The organism is Geobacter psychrophilus, assembly GCF_056821595.1.
Window position 1 is genome coordinate 2,985,649 of the sequence record NZ_JBXDTU010000004.1, and the last position, 18,585, is coordinate 3,004,233.

An 18,585-nucleotide genomic window follows, 5' to 3' on the forward strand; every position below is an offset into this window, starting at 1 on the left:
TCGTGTGTGTCATTGTAGGACGTTCATGAGTGGAATGTCAATCAAGACAAGGTGACCGGTGCCTTTTCAAGATCTTGGTGCTGCGTGTCATTCACTGAGGGGATAGAGCCGTTATGTGGCTTCGGCGGTTGCCGTTGTCCTCGGCTGGGTTCAAAAGGTTGTGAGTTATGCTGCGATTAATTTCCGCGGACCACTGTTGCCAGCGATGAAAAGATTTCCGTCTGCTTTGTCTGCTCATGATAAATCTCAATCCGGCTGCGCAGTTCCTGGCCGATGACGCTGTTTTCACGAATCTTTACATTCATCGTGAACTCAATCAGTTTCCCGATTTCCAGGGCATCCACTCTGAAGGCAATCGTATTCACGGATTCCTGCTGGAAGACTACACCCGGAGCATCCAGAAATTCGATCTGTTCCGGAAGATGCACCCTGGCTGTCAATCTCCGGTCCGGGACGGTTCCCACATTCAGAAGTGTTATGCGATACTGCATCTGTTCACCCCGGATCGGCCGGGGGGTAAGCGGCCTGGCTACAACGCGGACAAGTGGGGCGGCTGTGATGATTGGGATGTCCCGCGTCCGGACAACCTGGCCGGACAGATTTGAGGAAGCCTGGAGTGATACGGTGGCCTTATGCCCGTCCAGCAGGTGTAGCGGCATGTAGAATGAGACAGTGCCACGTAAGCGGCCCCCTTTTCCGATTGCGATGATTGTTGGCTGCGGCGCGGCTATGTTGTTTATAGTCACCTGCGGCCGGTACTCTGCCGGGGCGCTGACCGCCAGAATAAATTCCTCATCAACGGGAGCCGGGTTGCTTATCTGAAAGGGAATGAAACCGGTCTGACCGGCCTCCACAACCAGATCTTTTATTGATACAGTGATGGCTGCCGTGATATCGACCGGTGTGATATTTCGAGCGGCCCGCTGTTTTCGTTGATCAGCTCCGGAAGCCCTTTTTCCGACTGCCGGCCCGGTTGGGCGGGCCTGTTCCGCAGTATCCTGCTGCATCAAGTTCCTGCGGCTGTCTGACTGTTCACCTGCCACCTGGTTATGGTCTGCAGCACGTGCGGTGCTGTGCCGTTCCGCGCCAGGCTGCGGCTGGATGTTGTGCTTTTTCAGCTTCTCAACGGTGTCGGGTGTGAAGGGATGACCGGCGAACTCCCGGGTGAAGTTGCCGATGCTGTGTGCGGCAAGTTCATTGTCGCCTGATTTGAGACCGGAACGTGCCAGCAGGAGCAGGGCTACATCCCGCAGGGGGGTGTCGGGAAAGAGCTGATTGAGGGTTGAAAGTTTTTTGGTGGCCAGCAGGTAATCGTCATTCCGGTAGGCGTTGAAGGCATCGACAAACATGCTGGAATCGTCGATTTCCGCTGCAACGACAAAACCGGTTCCTAGCAGCACGATAATCAGGCTGTTCAGAACCGGTTTGATTGATGCATGTATCCTGTTTATGAGGGTCAGGATGCAGTGCCCGCTCATGGTTATTCTACGAAGCTTTTGAGTTTCTTGCTGCGGCTGGGGTGACGCAGCTTGCGCAGAGCCTTGGCTTCAATCTGGCGGATACGTTCACGCGTGACCTCAAAATCCTGGCCGACCTCTTCCAGGGTGTGGTCGCTCTTTTCACCGATGCCGAAGCGCATACGCAGCACCTTTTCTTCCCGGGGGGTCAGGGTTGACAGTACGCGGGCGGTCTGCTCGGAAAGGTTGGCCTTGATGACCGCATCAATGGGAGAGACGACCCCCTTGTCTTCGATAAAATCACCCAGGTGGGAATCTTCTTCCTCGCCGATGGGGGTCTCCAGGGAAATCGGTTCCTTGGCGATCTTGAGCACCTTGCGCACCTTGTCGAGCGGCAACTGCATCCGCTCGGCAATCTCTTCGGGGGCGGGCTCACGGCCGTTTTCCTGAACCAGCTGCCGACTGGTGCGGATCAACTTGTTAATGGTCTCGATCATGTGTACCGGGATGCGGATGGTGCGGGCCTGATCGGCGATGGCACGGGTAATGGCCTGGCGGATCCACCAGGTGGCATAGGTGGAAAACTTGTAGCCGCGCTGGTACTCGAATTTGTCGACGGCCTTCATCAGTCCGATGTTGCCTTCCTGGATCAGGTCGAGGAACTGCAGACCGCGGTTGGTGTACTTTTTGGCGATGGAAACAACCAGTCGGAGATTGGCTTCGATCAGCTCGCTTTTGGCGATGCGTGCCTTGCACTCGCCCTCCTCGATGGCGATCAGCGCGGTTGACAGTTCAATCGCTTTGAAACCGGATTCCTGCTCGATCTTCTGGAGTTTGCGGGCGGCGCCGCGCAGCCGCTTGTCCAGTTTATCCGTTTCTTCGGCATCCAGCTTGAACTTTTTCAGATCCAGGGCCGCCTTGTCTTCGTCCCTTTGAAATTTATCGACCAGGGCCTTGATCTTGTCAGCGGGAATAATGGCTTCCAGGTCGGAAAATTCCCTCATCATCCGATCGACCTTGAAGGAAAGCTCTTTCAGGCGCTCGGCAATCTTGTTGATATGGCGGTCTTTCATGCGCAGGGATTTAAGCTGGTCAGCCTGGATATCCTTGGCGCTGCGCAATTTCTTCTCAAGCTCTTTTTTCTTGGGCGCAGTCTTGGCTGCCTCCAGTTCTGCAACAATCTCTGCCAGTAAGGTGTCCTGGGCAGCGATAGAGTCGATAACTTCAAGGATGCGGGTCTTCTGGACATCCTCCTCGCCTTCCTCCAGTTGTTCTTCTTCCACCTCTTTGCTGATCTCGGAGGCATTGATCTGGAACTTGCGCAGTTTCTCGCCCAGCAGCATGACCTCTTTGACAGTGATGGGTGTGTTGAGGATGACGCTGGCAACATCCCGTTCACCGTCTTCGATGCGCTTGGCGATTTCAACTTCGCCTTCGCGGGTCAGGAGTGAAACGGAGCCCATTTCGCGCAGGTACATACGCACCGGGTCGCTGGTCCGTCCGATGGTGCCGGCTTCGAATTCAACCTCTTCGGCCTCACCCTCGACCTCTTCTTCATCCTCAAGATCGGTCTTCATCTTGGGAATCTTGATTTTTTGATCAGAGTCGACGATCTCGATATCCATGTCACCGAACATCCCCATGACATCATCAATCTGCTCGGTTGCGATGTCGGGCGGAAGTATGTCGTTAACTTCGTCGAAGGTCAAAAAGCCTTTTTCCTTACCGAGGTCGATCAGGTGTTTTACTTCATCCAGATTTTTCTTAGCCATTCAATTCACCTCAAGCTGCAGTCATTAGGACTGAATCTTCGATTTTCTGGTGCGTAGCGCTTCTGCTTTTTTGAGGAGTGCGGCGTGTTCCGGGCTGTCCGGGTCGAGCACAGCCAGTTGTGCGATAATCTCCCTGATGGGCAGGATCGCCTGTTTCTCCCTGCTGCGCAGGCAGCTGTCAAAGGCGGAGCGCCAGTCGATATCGGCCATCCGCGCATCGGAAACGAGCAGTCGCGACAGGATGGTCCTGACTTCAGGGGTTTCAATACTCTCTGACAGGTGGCTCAGGGCCAGGGCATGGTCATTGTCAGCCATGGTGTCGAGCATCAGTCGCGCGAGCTCCAGGTAGTCGCCATCAAACAGATTTTCTGGACCTGTTGCGACCGCCTGTGCCCGGGCTTCAGGATAGCTGCACATCAATGCCAGCAGCATTTCCTGGATAGGGTCGCCCTTGAGGGCTACGTTTCTCAGCTCTTGTCCGGTCGTGTCCCGCTCTGTCAGGGACATGCCGCCCATGCGTTTGCGAAAGGCGTGGGCGGTAATGCCCAGCAGGCGGCAAATCTCTTTTTCGTACAGGTCACGCTCAACCGGGTCGGCTATTTTTTTGAAGCGCGGCAGCAGTTCATCGATGATTCGGACCTTGCTGTCGACACTGTCCGGTGGTGTCTGGGCCAGCAGGGAACGGATAAAAAATTCGAAGGCCGGCCGGGCTTTGTCGCGGCGCGCTTTAAATGCCTCAATCGTGTTGGCAGCCAGGAAGCTATCCGGATCTTCTCCCGGGGGGAGCGTAATCACGTACGCCGGCATCCGCTGTTCGAGAAAGAGTTCCATTGAACGAATGGTGGCATTTTTGCCGGCTTTGTCACTGTCGAACAGCGTATATACCCGTTCGGCGTGACGCTTGATCATGCCGGTATGGGTGGTGGTCAGTGCTGTGCCGCAGGTGGCAACCACGTTGCGGATACCGGCCCGGTAGAGCGCCAGATGGTCGAAATACCCTTCCACAATAATAATGGAGTTCTCGGTCCGGATGGAGGGCAGGGCCAGATCCATCCCGAACAGTACCGCGCTCTTGTGGTAGAGCGGTGACTCCGGAGAGTTTATGTACTTGGGCAGCGAGGCATCCAGGACGCGTCCGGCAAAGGCGATCACATAGCCCTTGCTGTCCCGGATCGGGAACATCAGGCGATTGCGGAACTGGTCGTACCAGCCGCGCTCGCTCTTTCTCACGACCCCCAGCTTCTGGGCGCATTCCAGATCAACGCCGCTGATTTTAAGGTGCTGCACGAGAGCGTCGATGCGGTCGGGTGCAAATCCGAGACGGTATGCCTCGGCGATTTCTCCCGTGGCCGCACGTTTTTCGAGATATTCCCTGGCAGCGGCCCCTTCCGGCTTCTGTTCCAGCACTGACCGGTAAAAAAGTGCGGTCAGCTCGTTGATACGCTGGTAGGACTGCCGATCATTCTGGGCCTGCTTTTCGGCCGGACTGAGCTGACGCTCCTCAATCTCGACCCCTGTTTTGCGGGCCATCAATTTGACCGCTTCAGGGAAGCTGAGCCCCTCGATTCTCATGATGAACGAGAAGGCGTTGCCGCCGGCGCCACATCCGAAACAGTGGAAAATCTCCCTGGCCGGGTTGACATTGAAAGACGGGGTTTTCTCGGCATGGAACGGGCAGAGTCCGGTAAAGTTGGCGCCTGCCCGTCTCAGCTGGACATACTCTGAAACAACATCGACTATCGAGAGCCGTTCTGCGATTTCGCGAACCTTGTCGTCAGGGATCATGGCTGTGCGACCGACTTGCTCCGCCAGACAGATAAAATCCAGTCACCGCTTACGGCGAACAGGTTGGCTGATTCTGAAGCACGGATCTTCTGCTTCACCTTCTCAGGCATGAAAGCGGCTGTGGCCGTACTGAACAGCAGACTCAGCAGCAGTGCCCCTTCAGCTGCCCCGATCAGTATGCCGCCCAAACGATTGAGGCTGCCCAGCATGACCAGTTTCAATGCGGCGGTGAGTACGTTTCCTGCAATGTGGGCGACGATACCGGTCGCCAGCAGGAGCAGGATAAAGGCTAAAAACGAGGATACATGCACAGGCAGATGCAGCACGGTGCGTATCGGGGTTGAGAGCAGCGGGTAATAACGGTAGGCCAGCCACCCCCCCAGTATCAGTCCGGTCAATGATGCTGTTTCATTGACCAGTCCGCGAGTCAGGCCTTTCAGGGCAAAAAAGATCAGCACTGCCAGGATGATGATGTCGAATAGATTCATCGTAGTGCCTTGTGCCGCTTACAAAGAAGGGGCAATCGAGTAGAAAGCCCCTTTCACTGGTATGAAATCATGCGCTTAAAGCCTCACTGTCGGCTGGTTGCGGCGCTTCAGGCAAGTTTCTGCTTAACTGCGTCGCTGACGGTTTTTCCGTCGGCCTTGCCGGCTGTCAATGGGGTGAGCATTTTCATGACTCTTCCCATGTCCTTGGCTCCCTGGGCGCCTGTTTCCGCAATAACCCGGTCAATAAGTTCGTTGATTTCTTCTGTGCTGAGCTGAGTCGGCAAAAACTCCATCAGTATGGCCAGTTCGGTTTCTTCCTGCTGAACAAGATCAGCCCGGTTGCCTTCCTGATACATTTTGATTGATTCGCGACGCTGCTTTACCAGGGTAGAGATGACCTCAATGATACCCTGGTCATCCATTTCGACCCTGGTGTCGATCTCACGATTTTTAATGGCTGAACGCACCATGCGGACAGCCGAAAGGCGCAGGGTGTCCCGCGCCTTCATGGCTGTCTTCATCGACTCGTTTAGTTGATCCTTGAGCGACATGCAGTTGTGTTCCTGACCCAGTGTACTGGATAAGCTTCGTTGAGGTTTGCTACTAGTCAACCATCTTGCGCTGCTTTTTGAGGGCGCGCTTGCGGGCCGCAATAGCCTTCTTCTTGCGCTTGATGCTTGGTTTTTCGAAGTGTTCACGCTTGCGAACCTCGGAAAGAATTCCCGCTTTTTCGCACTGCTTCTTGAACTTCTTCAGGGCGAGTTCAAACGGCTCGCTGTCTTTAATTTTTACTCCTGGCATCTCATATCCCTCCCCTCATCGTAAAGTGATAACATATCATCTGGATAGTGCCATAATGCAAAAATTACAGAGTTGCATATGATACCAGCAAAACTGCCAAAGTCAATATAATTGTTGTCTGGCGCAACTGGGGGTTTTCTGCATGGTCTAAGGGGTGCGTGAGGCCTTTTCCAGGATGCCGGAAGTGCCGAACCGGCGGCGCAGTTCGGCGTTGACCTCTTCCAGCGGGATATCCTGATGCCCCAGCAGTACCAGGGTGTGGAAAAACAGGTCGGCGACCTCGTAAACGATCTCTTCCCGTACGCCCCCCTTGGCGGCAATGACAACCTCGGTAGCCTCTTCACCGATTTTCTTGAGGATCTTGTCGATCCCCTTCTGCATCAGCGAGGCGGTGTAGGAGGTATCCGACGGGCTGGCCTTGCGGTCAAGGATGACCTGATAAAGCGCGTCAAGGATGTGTTGTTGATCACTCATAGGCGTACCGGAACTCCCTTTTCCTGAAGATACTGTTTGGCTTCACCGATGGTGTATTCACGGTAGTGGAAGATGGATGCCGCCAGGCAGGCGCTGGCGCCGGCTTTGGTGAAACCGTCGTAGAGGTGCTCCAGGTTGCCGACTCCGCCCGAAGCGATGACCGGGATGGAGACAGCGTCCACCACGGCCCGGGTCAGGGCGATGTCGTAGCCGTCCTTGGTGCCGTCGCAATCCATGCTGGTCAGCAGGATCTCGCCCGAACCATACTCTTCCATCCGGATGGCCCATTCCACGGCGTCGATCCCGGTCGGATTGCGGCCACCGTGGGTGTAGACCTCCCAGCGCATCTCGCCCGGAACGCGGCGGGCATCGATGGCAACCACCGTGCACTGCGATCCGAAGCGCTCGGCCGCTTCCTTGACAAACTCGGGGCGATGAACGGCTGCGGTATTGATGGAGGTCTTGTCAGCACCGGCGTTGAGCATGCGGCGGATATCCTCAACAGTGCGGATGCCGCCGCCTACGGTCAACGGCATGAAGACCCGCTCGGCGGTGCGACGGACGACGTCGATGATGGTGTCGCGCTGGTCGGAGGATGCGGTGATATCCAGGAAGGTCAGTTCGTCGGCACCTTCCTGGTCATAGCGTTCTGCAATTTCCACCGGATCGCCGGCGTCGCGCAGTTCCAGGAACTGGACCCCCTTGACGACGCGTCCACCTTTGACATCCAGGCAGGGAATGATGCGTTTGGTCAGCATATCAGACCTGCCCCCTGGTCAGTGTCACCGCTTCGGCCAGCTTGATGGCGCCGGTGTAGACCGCCTTGCCGGTAATTACCCCGGTGACACCGCTGGATTCGATCGCCATCAGATTCTCAATGTCCTTCAGGCTGGACACTCCGCCCGATGCGATGACCGGAATGGAGACCGCTTCAGCCAGCGCTTTGGTCGCTTCCAGATTCGGTCCCTGCAGCATGCCGTCGCGGGAGATGTCGGTATAGATGATGGCAGCCACGCCGCAATCCTCGAACTTGCGTGCCAGATCGACGGCGGTGATATCGGTCACCTCGGCCCAGCCCTGAACCGCCACCATGCCGTTCTTGGCGTCTATGCCGACGACGATCCGGCCAGGGAACTTGGCACAGGCTTCGCGTACCAGTTCCGGATTGCGCTGGGCAGCCGTGCCGATGATCACCCGGGAAAGACCCAGTGACAGGTAGGCTTCGATGGTGGCGATGTCGCGGATACCGCCCCCCAGTTGCGACGGGATGGTGATGGCTGCCAGGATGGCTTCGATGGCCGCCCGGTTCTTCGGTTCTCCGGCAAAGGCTCCATCCAGATCGACGATATGCAGCAATTCGGCCCCCTGGTCCTGCCAGGCGCGGGCCTGGGCAGCCGGGTTGTCGTTGAAGACCGTATCCTTGTCCATCAGCCCCTGTTCGAGGCGGACGCATTTACCTTCTTTCAGATCAATAGCGGGGATAACAAGCATGTGAGAAAACCTTTCAGATCAGCCTTTGAATTCAGCAAAATTCTTCAGTATCCGCAGTCCCACATCCTGGGACTTCTCGGGGTGGAACTGGGTGGCGACGATGTTGTCTTTCCAGATCGCAGAGCAGAACTCGAAGCCGTAATCGGTGGTGGTGGCGATGACCATATCATCGTCCGGTTTCACGTAATAGGAGTGGACAAAGTAGACGTTGGAGTCGTCAGCGATGCCCTCAAAAGCCGGCGGACGGCGCTTGAAGCGCAGCTGGTTCCAGCCCATCTGCGGCACCTTCAAACGCTCGGCAGCTACCGTCATGTCCTCGGGAAACCGCAGGACATGACCGGGAATCACATTCAGCCCCTTGTAAAGTCCGAATTCAACGCTGTCGGTGAAGAGCAGCTGCATGCCGACACAGATGCCGAGAAACGGACGGCCTCCGGCGATGACCTGCAGGATCGGATCGACGAAGCCGGCCTGCTCCAGGTTGTGCATGCAGTCTCGAAAGGCGCCAACTCCGGGCAATACGATCTTGTCCGCCGCCAGTACGGTCTGCGGATCTGCAGTAATGATCGCCTCTGCACCGATCTTCTCGAACCCTTTTTGCACGGAGCGCAGGTTGCCCATGCCATAGTCAATGATTGCAATCATTTGATACCGTTCTTGTTGAGGTGATGGCCGTATTTTTTGTCAGTGCCCTTGATATGGTTGATCAGCCAGTCCTGCAGAAAATTAATGACATCCTGGGCGATCAGCGGCGCGCCGGCATTGAATTTCCCGATCAAATCGGTAACCTGATCGAGCAGCTTTTTGTGCAGGGCTTTATGCTGGGTTTCTTCAGGGTAGTGTGTTTGGGCAAAACTGCGCTCTTCATCGGCAAAGTGATTGATCGTGTATTCCGCCAGGCCGTTCAGCACCCGTCCGACAGCTTCCTTGCTTTTTTTCTGCTGCATTGCATCGGCCAGGTCATTGACCATGTTGAAGAGGACCTTGTGCTGGTCATCATACTTTGAAACCCCGGTTGCAAACGATGGATCCCACTCCAGGGCCTTTGACAGGCGGAAATGGCCGACCAGTTCGTGCAGGTTATCAACCTCTCGGGCAAGCGTGCTGGTTGCCAGGGTGGTGCTGTGTGAGTTTTCTACGTTGCGGTTGACGACATCGGTGATCATCTGGATGTTGCTGGTGATTTCATGCGTCGTGGCGGTCTGCTCCTCGGCAGCGGTGGCTACCTGGCTGATCTGCATCGACAGTTCATTGATCTTGCTGAGGATATCTTCCAGGGCTTCGCCGGAACGGGCCGTCTCGGCCGTACCCCTCTTGACCTCGTCGACCCCTTCCGACATGGAGCTGACAGCGCTCAGTGTTTCACTCTGGATGGCCTTGATCATGGCGGCAATCTCTTTGGTGGCCTTGGTGGTACGCTCAGCCAGAGCCCGAACCTCGTCGGCAACAACCGCAAAGCCGCGCCCCTGTTCACCGGCCCGGGCAGCTTCGATGGCCGCGTTCAGCGCCAGCAGGTTGGTTTGATCGGCAATGTCCTGAATGGTGTTGACGATGGCGCCGATCTGGTCGGAGCGCTTCCCCAGGCTTTCGACGGTTTGCGATGAGACATTGACCCGTTGGGCGATGCCTTCCATCAAGCGGGAACTGCTTTGAACCAGTTGGGAGCCGCTGTGGGTCTGTTCAGTCGCTTTCTGGGCACTCTCGGCGGCACACAGGCAGTTGCGGGCGATGTCGCTGGAGGTGGCCGACATCTCTTCACTGGCGGTGGCGATAGTATTGGCCTGCATGGCAACATCTTCGGCAGCAGAGGCCATGGCGTCCGTGGTGGATCGAACGAGCACGACCGAATCGCGCACCGTGTCCGCGACGGAGAAGAACTGGCGCATGGCCTTGTTCATATCGGTCATCATGGTGTTGAAGGCGGTCGCCAGCCGCGCAAACTCTTCGCTGCCAACCACATCGGCCCGCACGGAAAGGTCACCAACGGCGGCTTTTTCAAGGGCGGCAACAATCTGGGCCAGCGGCTTGAAAGCAATATGGGACAGCATGCCTATCAGGACAGATGTGGCACCAGCGAGTACCACCCCGATGATGATTGTCAGCAGCAGATCACTCTTCGGATTAAACAGAGCCATGGATGCAACCGCAAGCAGAATTCCGATGGTGTTTCCCGCAACGATCCTTGCTGTAAATGACATGAATTATCCTTTGTGCTCAGTTGGTTTGTCGGTCAGGCTATCTTGGAAAAATCGGCAATCTGTCCGAACATGCGGGCGATGGCTGTCAGCAGGGCCAGGCGGTTGCTGCGAACGCGCTGGTCCTCCGCCATGACCATGACCCGGTCAAAGAAGGCATCCACCGGACCGCGCAGGGTGGCGATCTCGGTCAGGGCATCCAGCCATGAGCCGGCTGCAACCCTGGCTTCAACGGCGATCTTCACCGTTTGAAATGCCTCGTACAGAGCGTTTTCAGCCGTGTCCTCGAACAGGGCCGGATCGACCGGCGCATCCGTGCCTTCCTTGATGATGTTGCCGACGCGTTTGAAGGCCACGGCCAGAGGCTCAAAGTCGGAATGGTTTTTGAACTCGGCCAGTGCCGCAACACGGGCCTTCACATCCACCAGCTCATCGAAGCCTGCGGAAACGGCCGCATCCACCGCATCTCCCGGATAGTCGTTACCCAGCAGATTGACAAAGCGGGCGCGGAAAAATTCCAGCACCTCACTCGCAACCTGTTCCCTGGGGCGGGTCAGTTTTGCAGACAGCAGTTCCAGCGCCTGGCTGATCAGCCCTGAGAGCGACAGGCGGTAGCCCCTGTCCAGGATGATGCTGATGATGCCGATGGTGGCGCGTCGCAGTGCGTACGGATCGGCGGCGCCGGTCGGTATCAGTCCCACCCCGAAACAGCCGCAGATCGTATCCAGCTTGTCGGCAATAGAGACGAAGGCGCCGATGTCGCTGGCCGGCAGTTCTCCGCCGGCCAGGGTCGGCAGGTAATGCTCGGCGATGGCGGCCGCCACGGCAGAGTCTTCGCCTTCCAGCAGGGCGTATTCACGCCCCATGATGCCCTGTACCTCGGGGAACTCGCCCACCATGGCCGACACCAGGTCGGCCTTGCAGAGCCAGGCGGCCCGGGCGGTCTGTGTTGTGACAGCCGGGTTCAGCCTTGTTGCCAACCCTTCGGCCAGTGCCCTGAAGCGTTCCATCTTTTCGTAGGAGGTGCCCAGTTTCTGCTGGTAGACGACCTTCTTGAGGGCATCGACGCGCTCGTCCAGTGTAACCTTCTGGTCTTCATCGAAGAAGAAGCGGGCATCGGACAGACGCGCCCGCAGGACGCGCTGGTTGCCTTTGATCACCACCGATGGATCATCGGTCAGGGTGTTGTTGATGGTGATGAAGCCCGGCAGCAGCTTGCCTGCGGCATCCACGATGGAGAAATAGCGCTGGTGGCTGCGCATGGAGGTGATCAGGACCTCTTTCGGCACCTTGAGGAACTCCTCCGAGAAGGTGCCGTGCACGGCACTGGGGTACTCCACCAGAAAGCTGACCTGTTCCAGCAGCTCCTCGTCCGGCAGCAGATGGCCGCCGGCTGCGATGGCGACGCGGTGGGTCTCGCGGCGGATGATCTCCTTGCGGCGTTCCGGGTCAGGGATGACGAAATGACGTTCGCACTCTTCCAGGTAGCCTGCATAATCACGCACCGGAAAGGTTGTATTGGCCATGAAGCGGTGGCCGCGGGATACGGCACCGCTGGTGATGTTGCCGAATTCGAACGGCACGACGATGCCGTCAAACAGGGCCACGATCCAGTGGATCGGCCGGGCGAAGCGCACGTCCAGCTCACCCCAGCGCATGGATTTTTTGAAGGGTATGTCACTAATCAGTTTGGGCAGGATTTCGGAGAGCAGTTCATGGGTTGGCCTGCCGGTTTCGGTGCGGGTAACGGAGATATATTCACCTTTATCCGTGGCAACAATCCGGATGGCGGATACATCGACCCCCTGGCCACGGGCAAAGCCCTCAGCCGCCTTGGTCAGTTTTCCGTCAGCGTCGTAGGCGGCCTTTTTCGATGGCCCGGTAGCGGTGATCTCGGCATCCGGCTGAATCGCCGGAATATCCTTTACCACCAAGGCCAGGCGTCGCGGTGTGGCCAGGGTTTTTACCGAGCCGAAGGTCAGGCGGGCGGCCGTCAGCTCGCGTGTAATCATGGCCTCCATCTCGGCCATGGCCCGCGGGATGAAACCGGCCGGGATTTCTTCGGTACCTATTTCCAGAAACAGTTCTTTGGTGCTCATCGGGCTGCACCTCCTTTCAGCAGCGGAAAGCCGAGTCGTTCACGCATCCGCAGATATCCTTCGGCGCAGATGCGGGCCACATTGCGGACCCTTCCGATATATGAGGCGCGTTCGGTGACCGAGATGGCCCCGCGGGCGTCCAGCAGGTTGAAGGTGTGGGAGCATTTCATGACGTAATCGTAGGCCGGCAGGACCAGCTCTTTTGCCGCCAGACGCAGGCACTCCTTCTCGTACATGGTAAAGAGCTGCAGCAGCATATCCACATCAGCCTCTTCGAAGTTGTGTTTCGAAAACTCCACCTCGCTCTCGTGGTGGATATCGCCGTAGCGGATGCCTTTGATCCATTCCAGGTCGTAGACATTGTCCACCCCCTGCAGGTACATGGCAATGCGTTCACAGCCGTAGGTGATTTCGGATGGAATCGGTTTGAGGTCGATGCCGCCGGCCTGCTGGAAGTAGGTGAACTGGGTGATCTCCATGCCGTCCAGCCAGACCTCCCATCCCAGGCCCCAGGCGCCCAGGGTCGGTGATTCCCAGTCATCCTCAACGAAGCGGATGTCGTGCTTGGCGGGATCTAGTCCGAAGGCGCGCAGCGAATCCAGGTACAGGTCGAGGATGTTCATGGGGGAGGGCTTCATGATGACCTGGAACTGGTAATAGTGCTGCAGGCGGTTGGGGTTTTCCCCGTAACGCCCGTCCGTCGGACGGCGTGAAGGTTCTACATAGGCAACATTCCACGGTTCAGGACCGAGAACGCGCAGAAATGTGGCGGGGTTAAAGGTGCCGGCACCTTTTTCGGTGTCATAGGGTTGCTGGATAACGCAGCCCTGCTTGGCCCAATAGCCTTGCAGGGAAAGAATCAGATCCTGAAATGTCACGGTAGTGGTCCTCCGACAGGAGAGTGGATTACAAAGAATTGTTAAAATAGCAGGTATGTGTCTTCCGGTCAAGAATGAGCGTCAGGGCGGGCAGTCGGCGCAGACTGATTTGAACAGGTTGGTGCTCAGGTAGCGGTCGCCCCGGTCGGGGATGATCACTACAATCGTGCCCGACTCAAGCCCATCGGCAAGCTGCAGCGCGCCAGCAACGGCGGCACCGCCTGACATGCCGCAGAAGATGCCTTCATGGATCGCCAGCTTCCGCGCGGTTTCAAACGCCAGATCATCTTCGATCACGATCTTGCTCGTCAGGGCGGTCTCATCATAGATCGGTGGTACGATGGCCTCGCGCATGTTTTTGAGCCCCTGGATCCTGTGCCCCAGCACCGGTTCGATGCCGATTACGCTGACCTCCGGCTTGAATTCCCTGAAAAAGCGGGACAGCCCCATCAAGGTGCCGCCGGTACCCATGCCGGCAACGAAGTGGGTGACTGTTCCGCCGGTCTGGCGCAGGATTTCCGGGCCGGTTGTTTCATAATGGGCCAGCACATTGTTGGGATTGGCGTACTGGTTGGGCATGTAGTAAGTGTCCGGATCCGCGTCGTGGATTTTGTGGGCCAGGCGGATGGCGCCGTCGGTGGCTTCACACCCCGGAGAAAGCACGATCTCGGCGCCGTAGGCCTCCAGTACGGAGCGGCGCTCTACACTGACACAGGCCGGCATGACTAGTTTGATGCGGTAGCCGCGGGCTGCGGCGATCATGGCCAGGGCAATGCCGGTGTTGCCCGAGGTCGGTTCCAGAATGACCTTATCGCAGGTCAGCTCACCGCTCTGCTCGGCGGCCAGAATCATCTGCCGGGCAGGCCGGTCTTTGACCGAGCCGCCTGGATTGTTGCCCTCCAGTTTGGTCAGGATGGTTACCCGCGGATTGGGATTGATGCAGGAAATTGCCACGACGGGAGTGTTGCCGATTGAAGCGATAAGACTTTGCCCTTTCACGTAAATCCTTTCTTTATGCAGCCGGAGTTTGTTGCTGTTTACAGGAAATCTGACAGCGCCAGCAGTACGATCAGGGCCGCGAAGATATACAGGATATAGCGGTTGAGCTGACCGTTCTGCAGTCGTCGGATCACTGCCAGTAGCCGGTCTGTGGCGGCAAAGAACGGCAGGATGCCTTTTTCTAGCACGACCTCGGGGACATGCGAGTGGAAGTGTTCCGGTGCCGGAAATAGAGCGCTGACAGTTGGTTCATGCCGGTCGGGTTTCAGAACCCCGCTGAAGATATGCACCAGCATCTCGGCAAAGGAGGATGCGGTGTATTGCATGCTGGAGGAGGGGGCGGCATAGCCGCAGTCCCAGGTGCCGCTTTCTCCGACCGGTGTCGATTTGAGACGATGAACATAGAATACGATCAACAGGATGATGGCCAGGATCAGGATGGCTGCAGCAATACTCAGCCCGTAGAGATGGGCGGTGGTTTGAATGGATGGCAATACGGTTACGTGTTGCGGAACGATGCTGCTGATGACCGGTTCTACCAGTCTGATTGCGAGAGTTGGCAGCACACCGATCAGTATGCAGAATCCGGCCAGGATCGCCATGGCAGATGTCATGGCCGGATTTTCGTGCGGCTTCGGCAAATTCATACGGGGTTCACCCAGGAAAACACCGCCGTAGACCTTGACGAAACAGGCTAACGCCAGACCGCCGGTCAGGGCCAGTGCCGGGGCGGCCAGCGCCAGAAAGGCGGCCGCACCTCCGGAGGTCGTACCGAAGCCTTTGAATATGCCGAGGTAGACCAGGAATTCGCTGACAAAGCCATTGAGTGGCGGCAGTCCGCAGATGGCCACGGCCCCGATCAGAAACATCACGGAGGTCAGTGGAAGTGCTCGCGATAACCCGCCCATCCGGTCGATTTCCCGAGTACCGGCCATGTGGATAATCGCACCTGCCCCCAGGAACAGCAGTGATTTGAAGAGCGCGTGGTTGAGCACATGCAGCAGTGCCCCGGCCATGCCGAGTACGAACAGAATCTGGTTGCCGGTCGAGAGCCCGATCAGTGCCACGCCGATTCCCATGACGATGATCCCGATGTTTTCGATGCTGTGGTAGGCCAGCAGGCGTTTGAGATCATGCTGGCCGATGGCAAACAGCACGCCGGCAACGGCTGATAGGATGCCCAGGCCGAGGAAGAGTATGCCCCACCACAGAGGCGGGGTCGTGTAAAAGGATATCACGCGCAGCAGTCCGTATATCCCCATTTTTATAACGATCCCCGACATGATGGCCGAGATGTGGCTGGGGGCATTGGCGTGGGCGCTGGGCAGCCAGATATGCAGCGGCATGATGCCGGCCTTCAATCCGAATCCGATCAGGGCCGTCAGCAGGATCCCCAGTGAGGCCGGGGCTGTCGGGTCAAGGCTGCCGACCAGCGGAAATGCGAAGCTGCCGCTGCGTGAGAGCAGCACACAGAGTACAAACAGTGAGATCGTGGAGACGTGGCTGGCAACCAGGTAGTGAATGCCTGCCTCACGTACCTCGGAGCGGCCATGTTCCAGGCACATGGCAAGAAATACAAGCACGGCCATGGCCTCCCAGAAGATCAGAAGGTTGATCAGGCTGGCTGAGATCAGCAGCATGATGATGGCGGCAGCGACCAGTCCCAGATACAGGGTGAGCAGGCTTTCTCCACGGTTTTCCGTTGTAGTGGCGCAGTAGCCGCAGGCATACAGGGAGATGCAGAACGTGACGGTCAGCACCGGGACAAGAAAGAAGGCCGAGAGCGGGTCAAGCCGGAACAGCATCTCGCCGAGCGGCAGGCGCCAGGCCACTTCGATTGTTTCGGTACTGCCCCCCAGGAGCAGTATGCTGCCAGCGGCCGCCAGCCCGGCAAGTGCCCCGGCGGAAATGAGGCTGCAGGCTATTTTGCGGCCGAGGAACAGGGGGACGCGTGCAGACAGGGCTGGAATGCCGGAAACAGCAAAGCACAGTGCAGCCAGGAAGGCGAGTTCCAGCGCAGTCATCTGAGCATTGACCAGGGCAGCAGTATTGTCAGGCATCTTGTCATACGCGATGTATAGCGTTTACCTGCCGGACGGGTCAAGATAATTAACGGTTAAACAAGGGGTTTAGAGTGTATTTTTTGTTGACAAGCCCGAGACAATAGAGGTAACGTACTTTCAACCTCTGTATTTATCAGTATCCGATAGCTGCTACTCGATCCCAAATCCTTCATAATAACTTGTAACAGTATCGAATCCACTATCAGGACACCCCAACGAACTTTGTTTTTTCTCTCAACGGCACGTTTACATGTCAAGGTGCTCCCCGCGTAACTTCCGCGTTAGAGGTCAAACGTCTACATCCGAACATCCCATATACGTACGCAATTCAGCCATTGTTTCGGCAATGCAGGAGAACAGATGAACCTACAGGAATTGAAAGGCAAAAAGATCAATGAGCTCAATGCACTGGCGCGTGATCTCAACATCGAAGGAGCGTCCAGCCTGCGCAAGCAGGATCTGATCTTCGCCCTGCTCAATGCTCAGACCGAGCAGAACGGCATGATCTTTGGAGAAGGCGTTCTGGAAACCCTTCAGGACGGTTTCGGTTTTCTCCGGGCCACTGATTACAACTACCTGCCCGGGCCGGACGATATCTATGTGTCGCCCAGCCAGATCCGGCGTTTCAACCTGCGGACCGGTGACACGGTTGCCGGACAGATCAGGCCTCCCAAAGAGGGTGAGCGTTATTTTGCCCTGCTCAAGGTCGAAACGGTCAATTTCGAGCCGCCCGAGGTGGCCCGCGACAAGATCCTGTTCGACAACCTGACCCCCCTGTATCCCGACGAAAAACTCAAACTGGAGACGGTCCATGACAACCTGCCCATGCGGGTGGTCGAGATGGTGGCACCCATCGGCAAGGGGCAGCGCGGACTGATCGTGGCCCCGCCCCGTACCGGCAAGACCATGCTGATCCAGAATATCGCCAATTCCATTGCCGCCAACCATCCCGAGGTCTATCTGATCGTGCTGCTGATCGATGAGCGCCCGGAGGAGGTAACGGATATGCAGCGCTCGGTCAACGGCGAGGTCGTTTCCTCAACCTTTGATGAACCGGCCACCCGTCACGTCCAGGTGGCTGAAATGGTCATCGAGAAGGCCAAACGTTTGGTAGAACACAAGCGCGATGTCGTGATCCTGCTGGACTCGATCACCCGTCTGGCGCGGGCCTACAATACGGTTATCCCGCCATCCGGCAAGATCCTTTCCGGCGGTGTCGACTCCAATGCCCTGCATAAACCCAAGCGTTTCTTCGGCGCCGCCCGCAATATCGAGGAGGGTGGCTCGCTGACGATCATCGCCACGGCGCTGGTTGATACCGGCAGCAAGATGGATGACGTTATTTTTGAAGAGTTCAAGGGCACCGGCAACATGGAACTGCATCTGGACCGCAAGCTGGTGGAGAAGCGCACCTTCCCGGCCATCGATATCAACAAGTCCGGAACACGCAAGGAAGAGCTTCTGATCGAAAAGGTATCCCTGAACCGGATCTGGATCCTGCGCAAGGTGATCCACCCCATGAATGTGGTGGACAGCATGGAGTTTCTGCTGGACAAGCTCTCGGAGACAAAAAGCAACCAGGAATTCCTGGACTCCATGAGCAAATAGGAAACGGTCTTTTTCCGCCCTGGCGGCGTAAGTCTTCTGGACCAGTCGTGCGGCGTAGCGTTGCTACGCCTCCTCCTGATCCATCGACAGCCTTGCCAGGACAAAAAAATCTCGTTTCATTGACATAGGGCATCAGAAAAAAAGGGTTGCAAAAAAAAATCCAAGTCGTTACGATTACACTTTACTGCGAACACTTAATTATTATTGAGTAGCGCCGATTTGAAGGAGGAAGAAATGAAAGAAGGAATTCACCCGATGTATTCTGATGTCACCGTGAAGTGTCTGTGCGGCAATACGTTTCAGACCCGTTCAACCATCAAGGAAATCAATACGGAAATCTGCTCTGCCTGCCACCCGTTCTTTACCGGCAAACAGAAACTGATGGACACCGCCGGACGCGTCGAGCGCTTCAAAAAACGTTACGGCCAGCTCTAGCACACGTCAGCTGCAATGCAAGAGGGGGATTTTGTCGAAT

General features: G+C 56.9%; 17 protein-coding genes. 2 read left to right on the forward strand and 15 right to left on the reverse strand.

Annotated elements, in window-relative coordinates; translation table 11 throughout:
• Positions 1-176: 176 nt before the first annotated feature.
• The 15 genes from bamD to ACOCF6_RS16390 form a co-directional block, all read right to left on the reverse strand.
• Positions 177-1,478: an outer membrane protein assembly factor BamD gene (bamD, locus tag ACOCF6_RS16320; protein WP_482461389.1), complete on the reverse strand. Its 1,302-nt coding sequence runs from the start codon at positions 1,476-1,478 to the stop codon at positions 177-179.
• Between the two features lie 2 nt (positions 1,479-1,480).
• On the reverse strand, positions 1,481-3,229 hold the full coding sequence (rpoD, locus tag ACOCF6_RS16325; protein WP_482461390.1) for an RNA polymerase sigma factor RpoD: 1,749 nt from the start codon (positions 3,227-3,229) through the stop codon (positions 1,481-1,483).
• 24 nt (positions 3,230-3,253) lie between these two features.
• Positions 3,254-5,014 (reverse strand): DNA primase, encoded by a 1,761-nt coding sequence (gene dnaG / locus ACOCF6_RS16330; protein ID WP_482461391.1) that lies wholly within the window; start codon positions 5,012-5,014, stop codon positions 3,254-3,256.
• Positions 5,011-5,502, reverse strand: a complete 492-nt coding sequence (locus tag ACOCF6_RS16335) for a CvpA family protein (protein ID WP_482461392.1) — start codon at positions 5,500-5,502, stop codon at positions 5,011-5,013. The genes dnaG and ACOCF6_RS16335 overlap by 4 nt, the downstream gene beginning before the upstream one ends.
• 107 nt (positions 5,503-5,609) lie before the next feature.
• A complete protein-coding gene (locus ACOCF6_RS16340; protein WP_482461393.1) occupies positions 5,610-6,053 on the reverse strand; it encodes a GatB/YqeY domain-containing protein in 444 nt (147 codons plus the stop codon).
• A 52-nt stretch (positions 6,054-6,105) separates the two neighbouring features.
• Positions 6,106-6,303 (reverse strand): 30S ribosomal protein S21, encoded by a 198-nt coding sequence (gene rpsU / locus ACOCF6_RS16345; protein ID WP_482461394.1) that lies wholly within the window; start codon positions 6,301-6,303, stop codon positions 6,106-6,108.
• Between the two features lie 147 nt (positions 6,304-6,450).
• Positions 6,451-6,777: a phosphoribosyl-ATP diphosphatase gene (locus ACOCF6_RS16350; protein ID WP_482461395.1), complete on the reverse strand. Its 327-nt coding sequence runs from the start codon at positions 6,775-6,777 to the stop codon at positions 6,451-6,453.
• Positions 6,774-7,535, reverse strand: a complete 762-nt coding sequence (hisF, locus tag ACOCF6_RS16355) for an imidazole glycerol phosphate synthase subunit HisF (protein WP_482461396.1) — start codon at positions 7,533-7,535, stop codon at positions 6,774-6,776. The genes ACOCF6_RS16350 and hisF overlap by 4 nt, the downstream gene beginning before the upstream one ends.
• Before the next feature lies 1 nt (position 7,536).
• Positions 7,537-8,268, reverse strand: a complete 732-nt coding sequence (hisA, locus tag ACOCF6_RS16360; RefSeq protein ID WP_482461397.1) for a 1-(5-phosphoribosyl)-5-[(5-phosphoribosylamino)methylideneamino]imidazole-4-carboxamide isomerase — start codon at positions 8,266-8,268, stop codon at positions 7,537-7,539.
• Between the two features lie 18 nt (positions 8,269-8,286).
• Positions 8,287-8,913 (reverse strand): imidazole glycerol phosphate synthase subunit HisH, encoded by a 627-nt coding sequence (hisH, locus tag ACOCF6_RS16365; protein ID WP_482461398.1) that lies wholly within the window; start codon positions 8,911-8,913, stop codon positions 8,287-8,289.
• Positions 8,910-10,466 (reverse strand): bacteriohemerythrin, encoded by a 1,557-nt coding sequence (locus tag ACOCF6_RS16370; protein WP_482461399.1) that lies wholly within the window; start codon positions 10,464-10,466, stop codon positions 8,910-8,912. Before ACOCF6_RS16370 ends, hisH begins: the two co-directional genes overlap by 4 nt.
• A 32-nt stretch (positions 10,467-10,498) precedes the next feature.
• Complete coding sequence (gene glyS, locus ACOCF6_RS16375) at positions 10,499-12,562, reverse strand: glycine--tRNA ligase subunit beta (RefSeq protein WP_482461400.1); 2,064 nt, start codon at positions 12,560-12,562, stop codon at positions 10,499-10,501.
• Complete coding sequence (gene glyQ / locus ACOCF6_RS16380; protein WP_482461401.1) at positions 12,559-13,440, reverse strand: glycine--tRNA ligase subunit alpha; 882 nt, start codon at positions 13,438-13,440, stop codon at positions 12,559-12,561. The genes glyS and glyQ overlap by 4 nt, the downstream gene beginning before the upstream one ends.
• 81 nt (positions 13,441-13,521) lie before the next feature.
• Complete coding sequence (locus ACOCF6_RS16385; RefSeq protein WP_482461402.1) at positions 13,522-14,439, reverse strand: PLP-dependent cysteine synthase family protein; 918 nt, start codon at positions 14,437-14,439, stop codon at positions 13,522-13,524.
• Positions 14,440-14,477: 38 nt separating this feature from the next.
• On the reverse strand, positions 14,478-16,499 hold the full coding sequence (locus ACOCF6_RS16390) for a proton-conducting transporter transmembrane domain-containing protein (RefSeq protein ID WP_482461403.1): 2,022 nt from the start codon (positions 16,497-16,499) through the stop codon (positions 14,478-14,480).
• Between the two features lie 363 nt (positions 16,500-16,862).
• Between ACOCF6_RS16390 and rho the strand changes: the two genes are divergently transcribed.
• Complete coding sequence (gene rho, locus ACOCF6_RS16395; RefSeq protein ID WP_482461404.1) at positions 16,863-18,110, forward strand: transcription termination factor Rho; 1,248 nt, start codon at positions 16,863-16,865, stop codon at positions 18,108-18,110.
• Positions 18,111-18,344: 234 nt separating this feature from the next.
• A complete protein-coding gene (gene rpmE, locus ACOCF6_RS16400; RefSeq protein ID WP_482461405.1) occupies positions 18,345-18,545 on the forward strand; it encodes a 50S ribosomal protein L31 in 201 nt (66 codons plus the stop codon).
• The last annotated feature ends 40 nt before the right edge of the window (positions 18,546-18,585 follow it).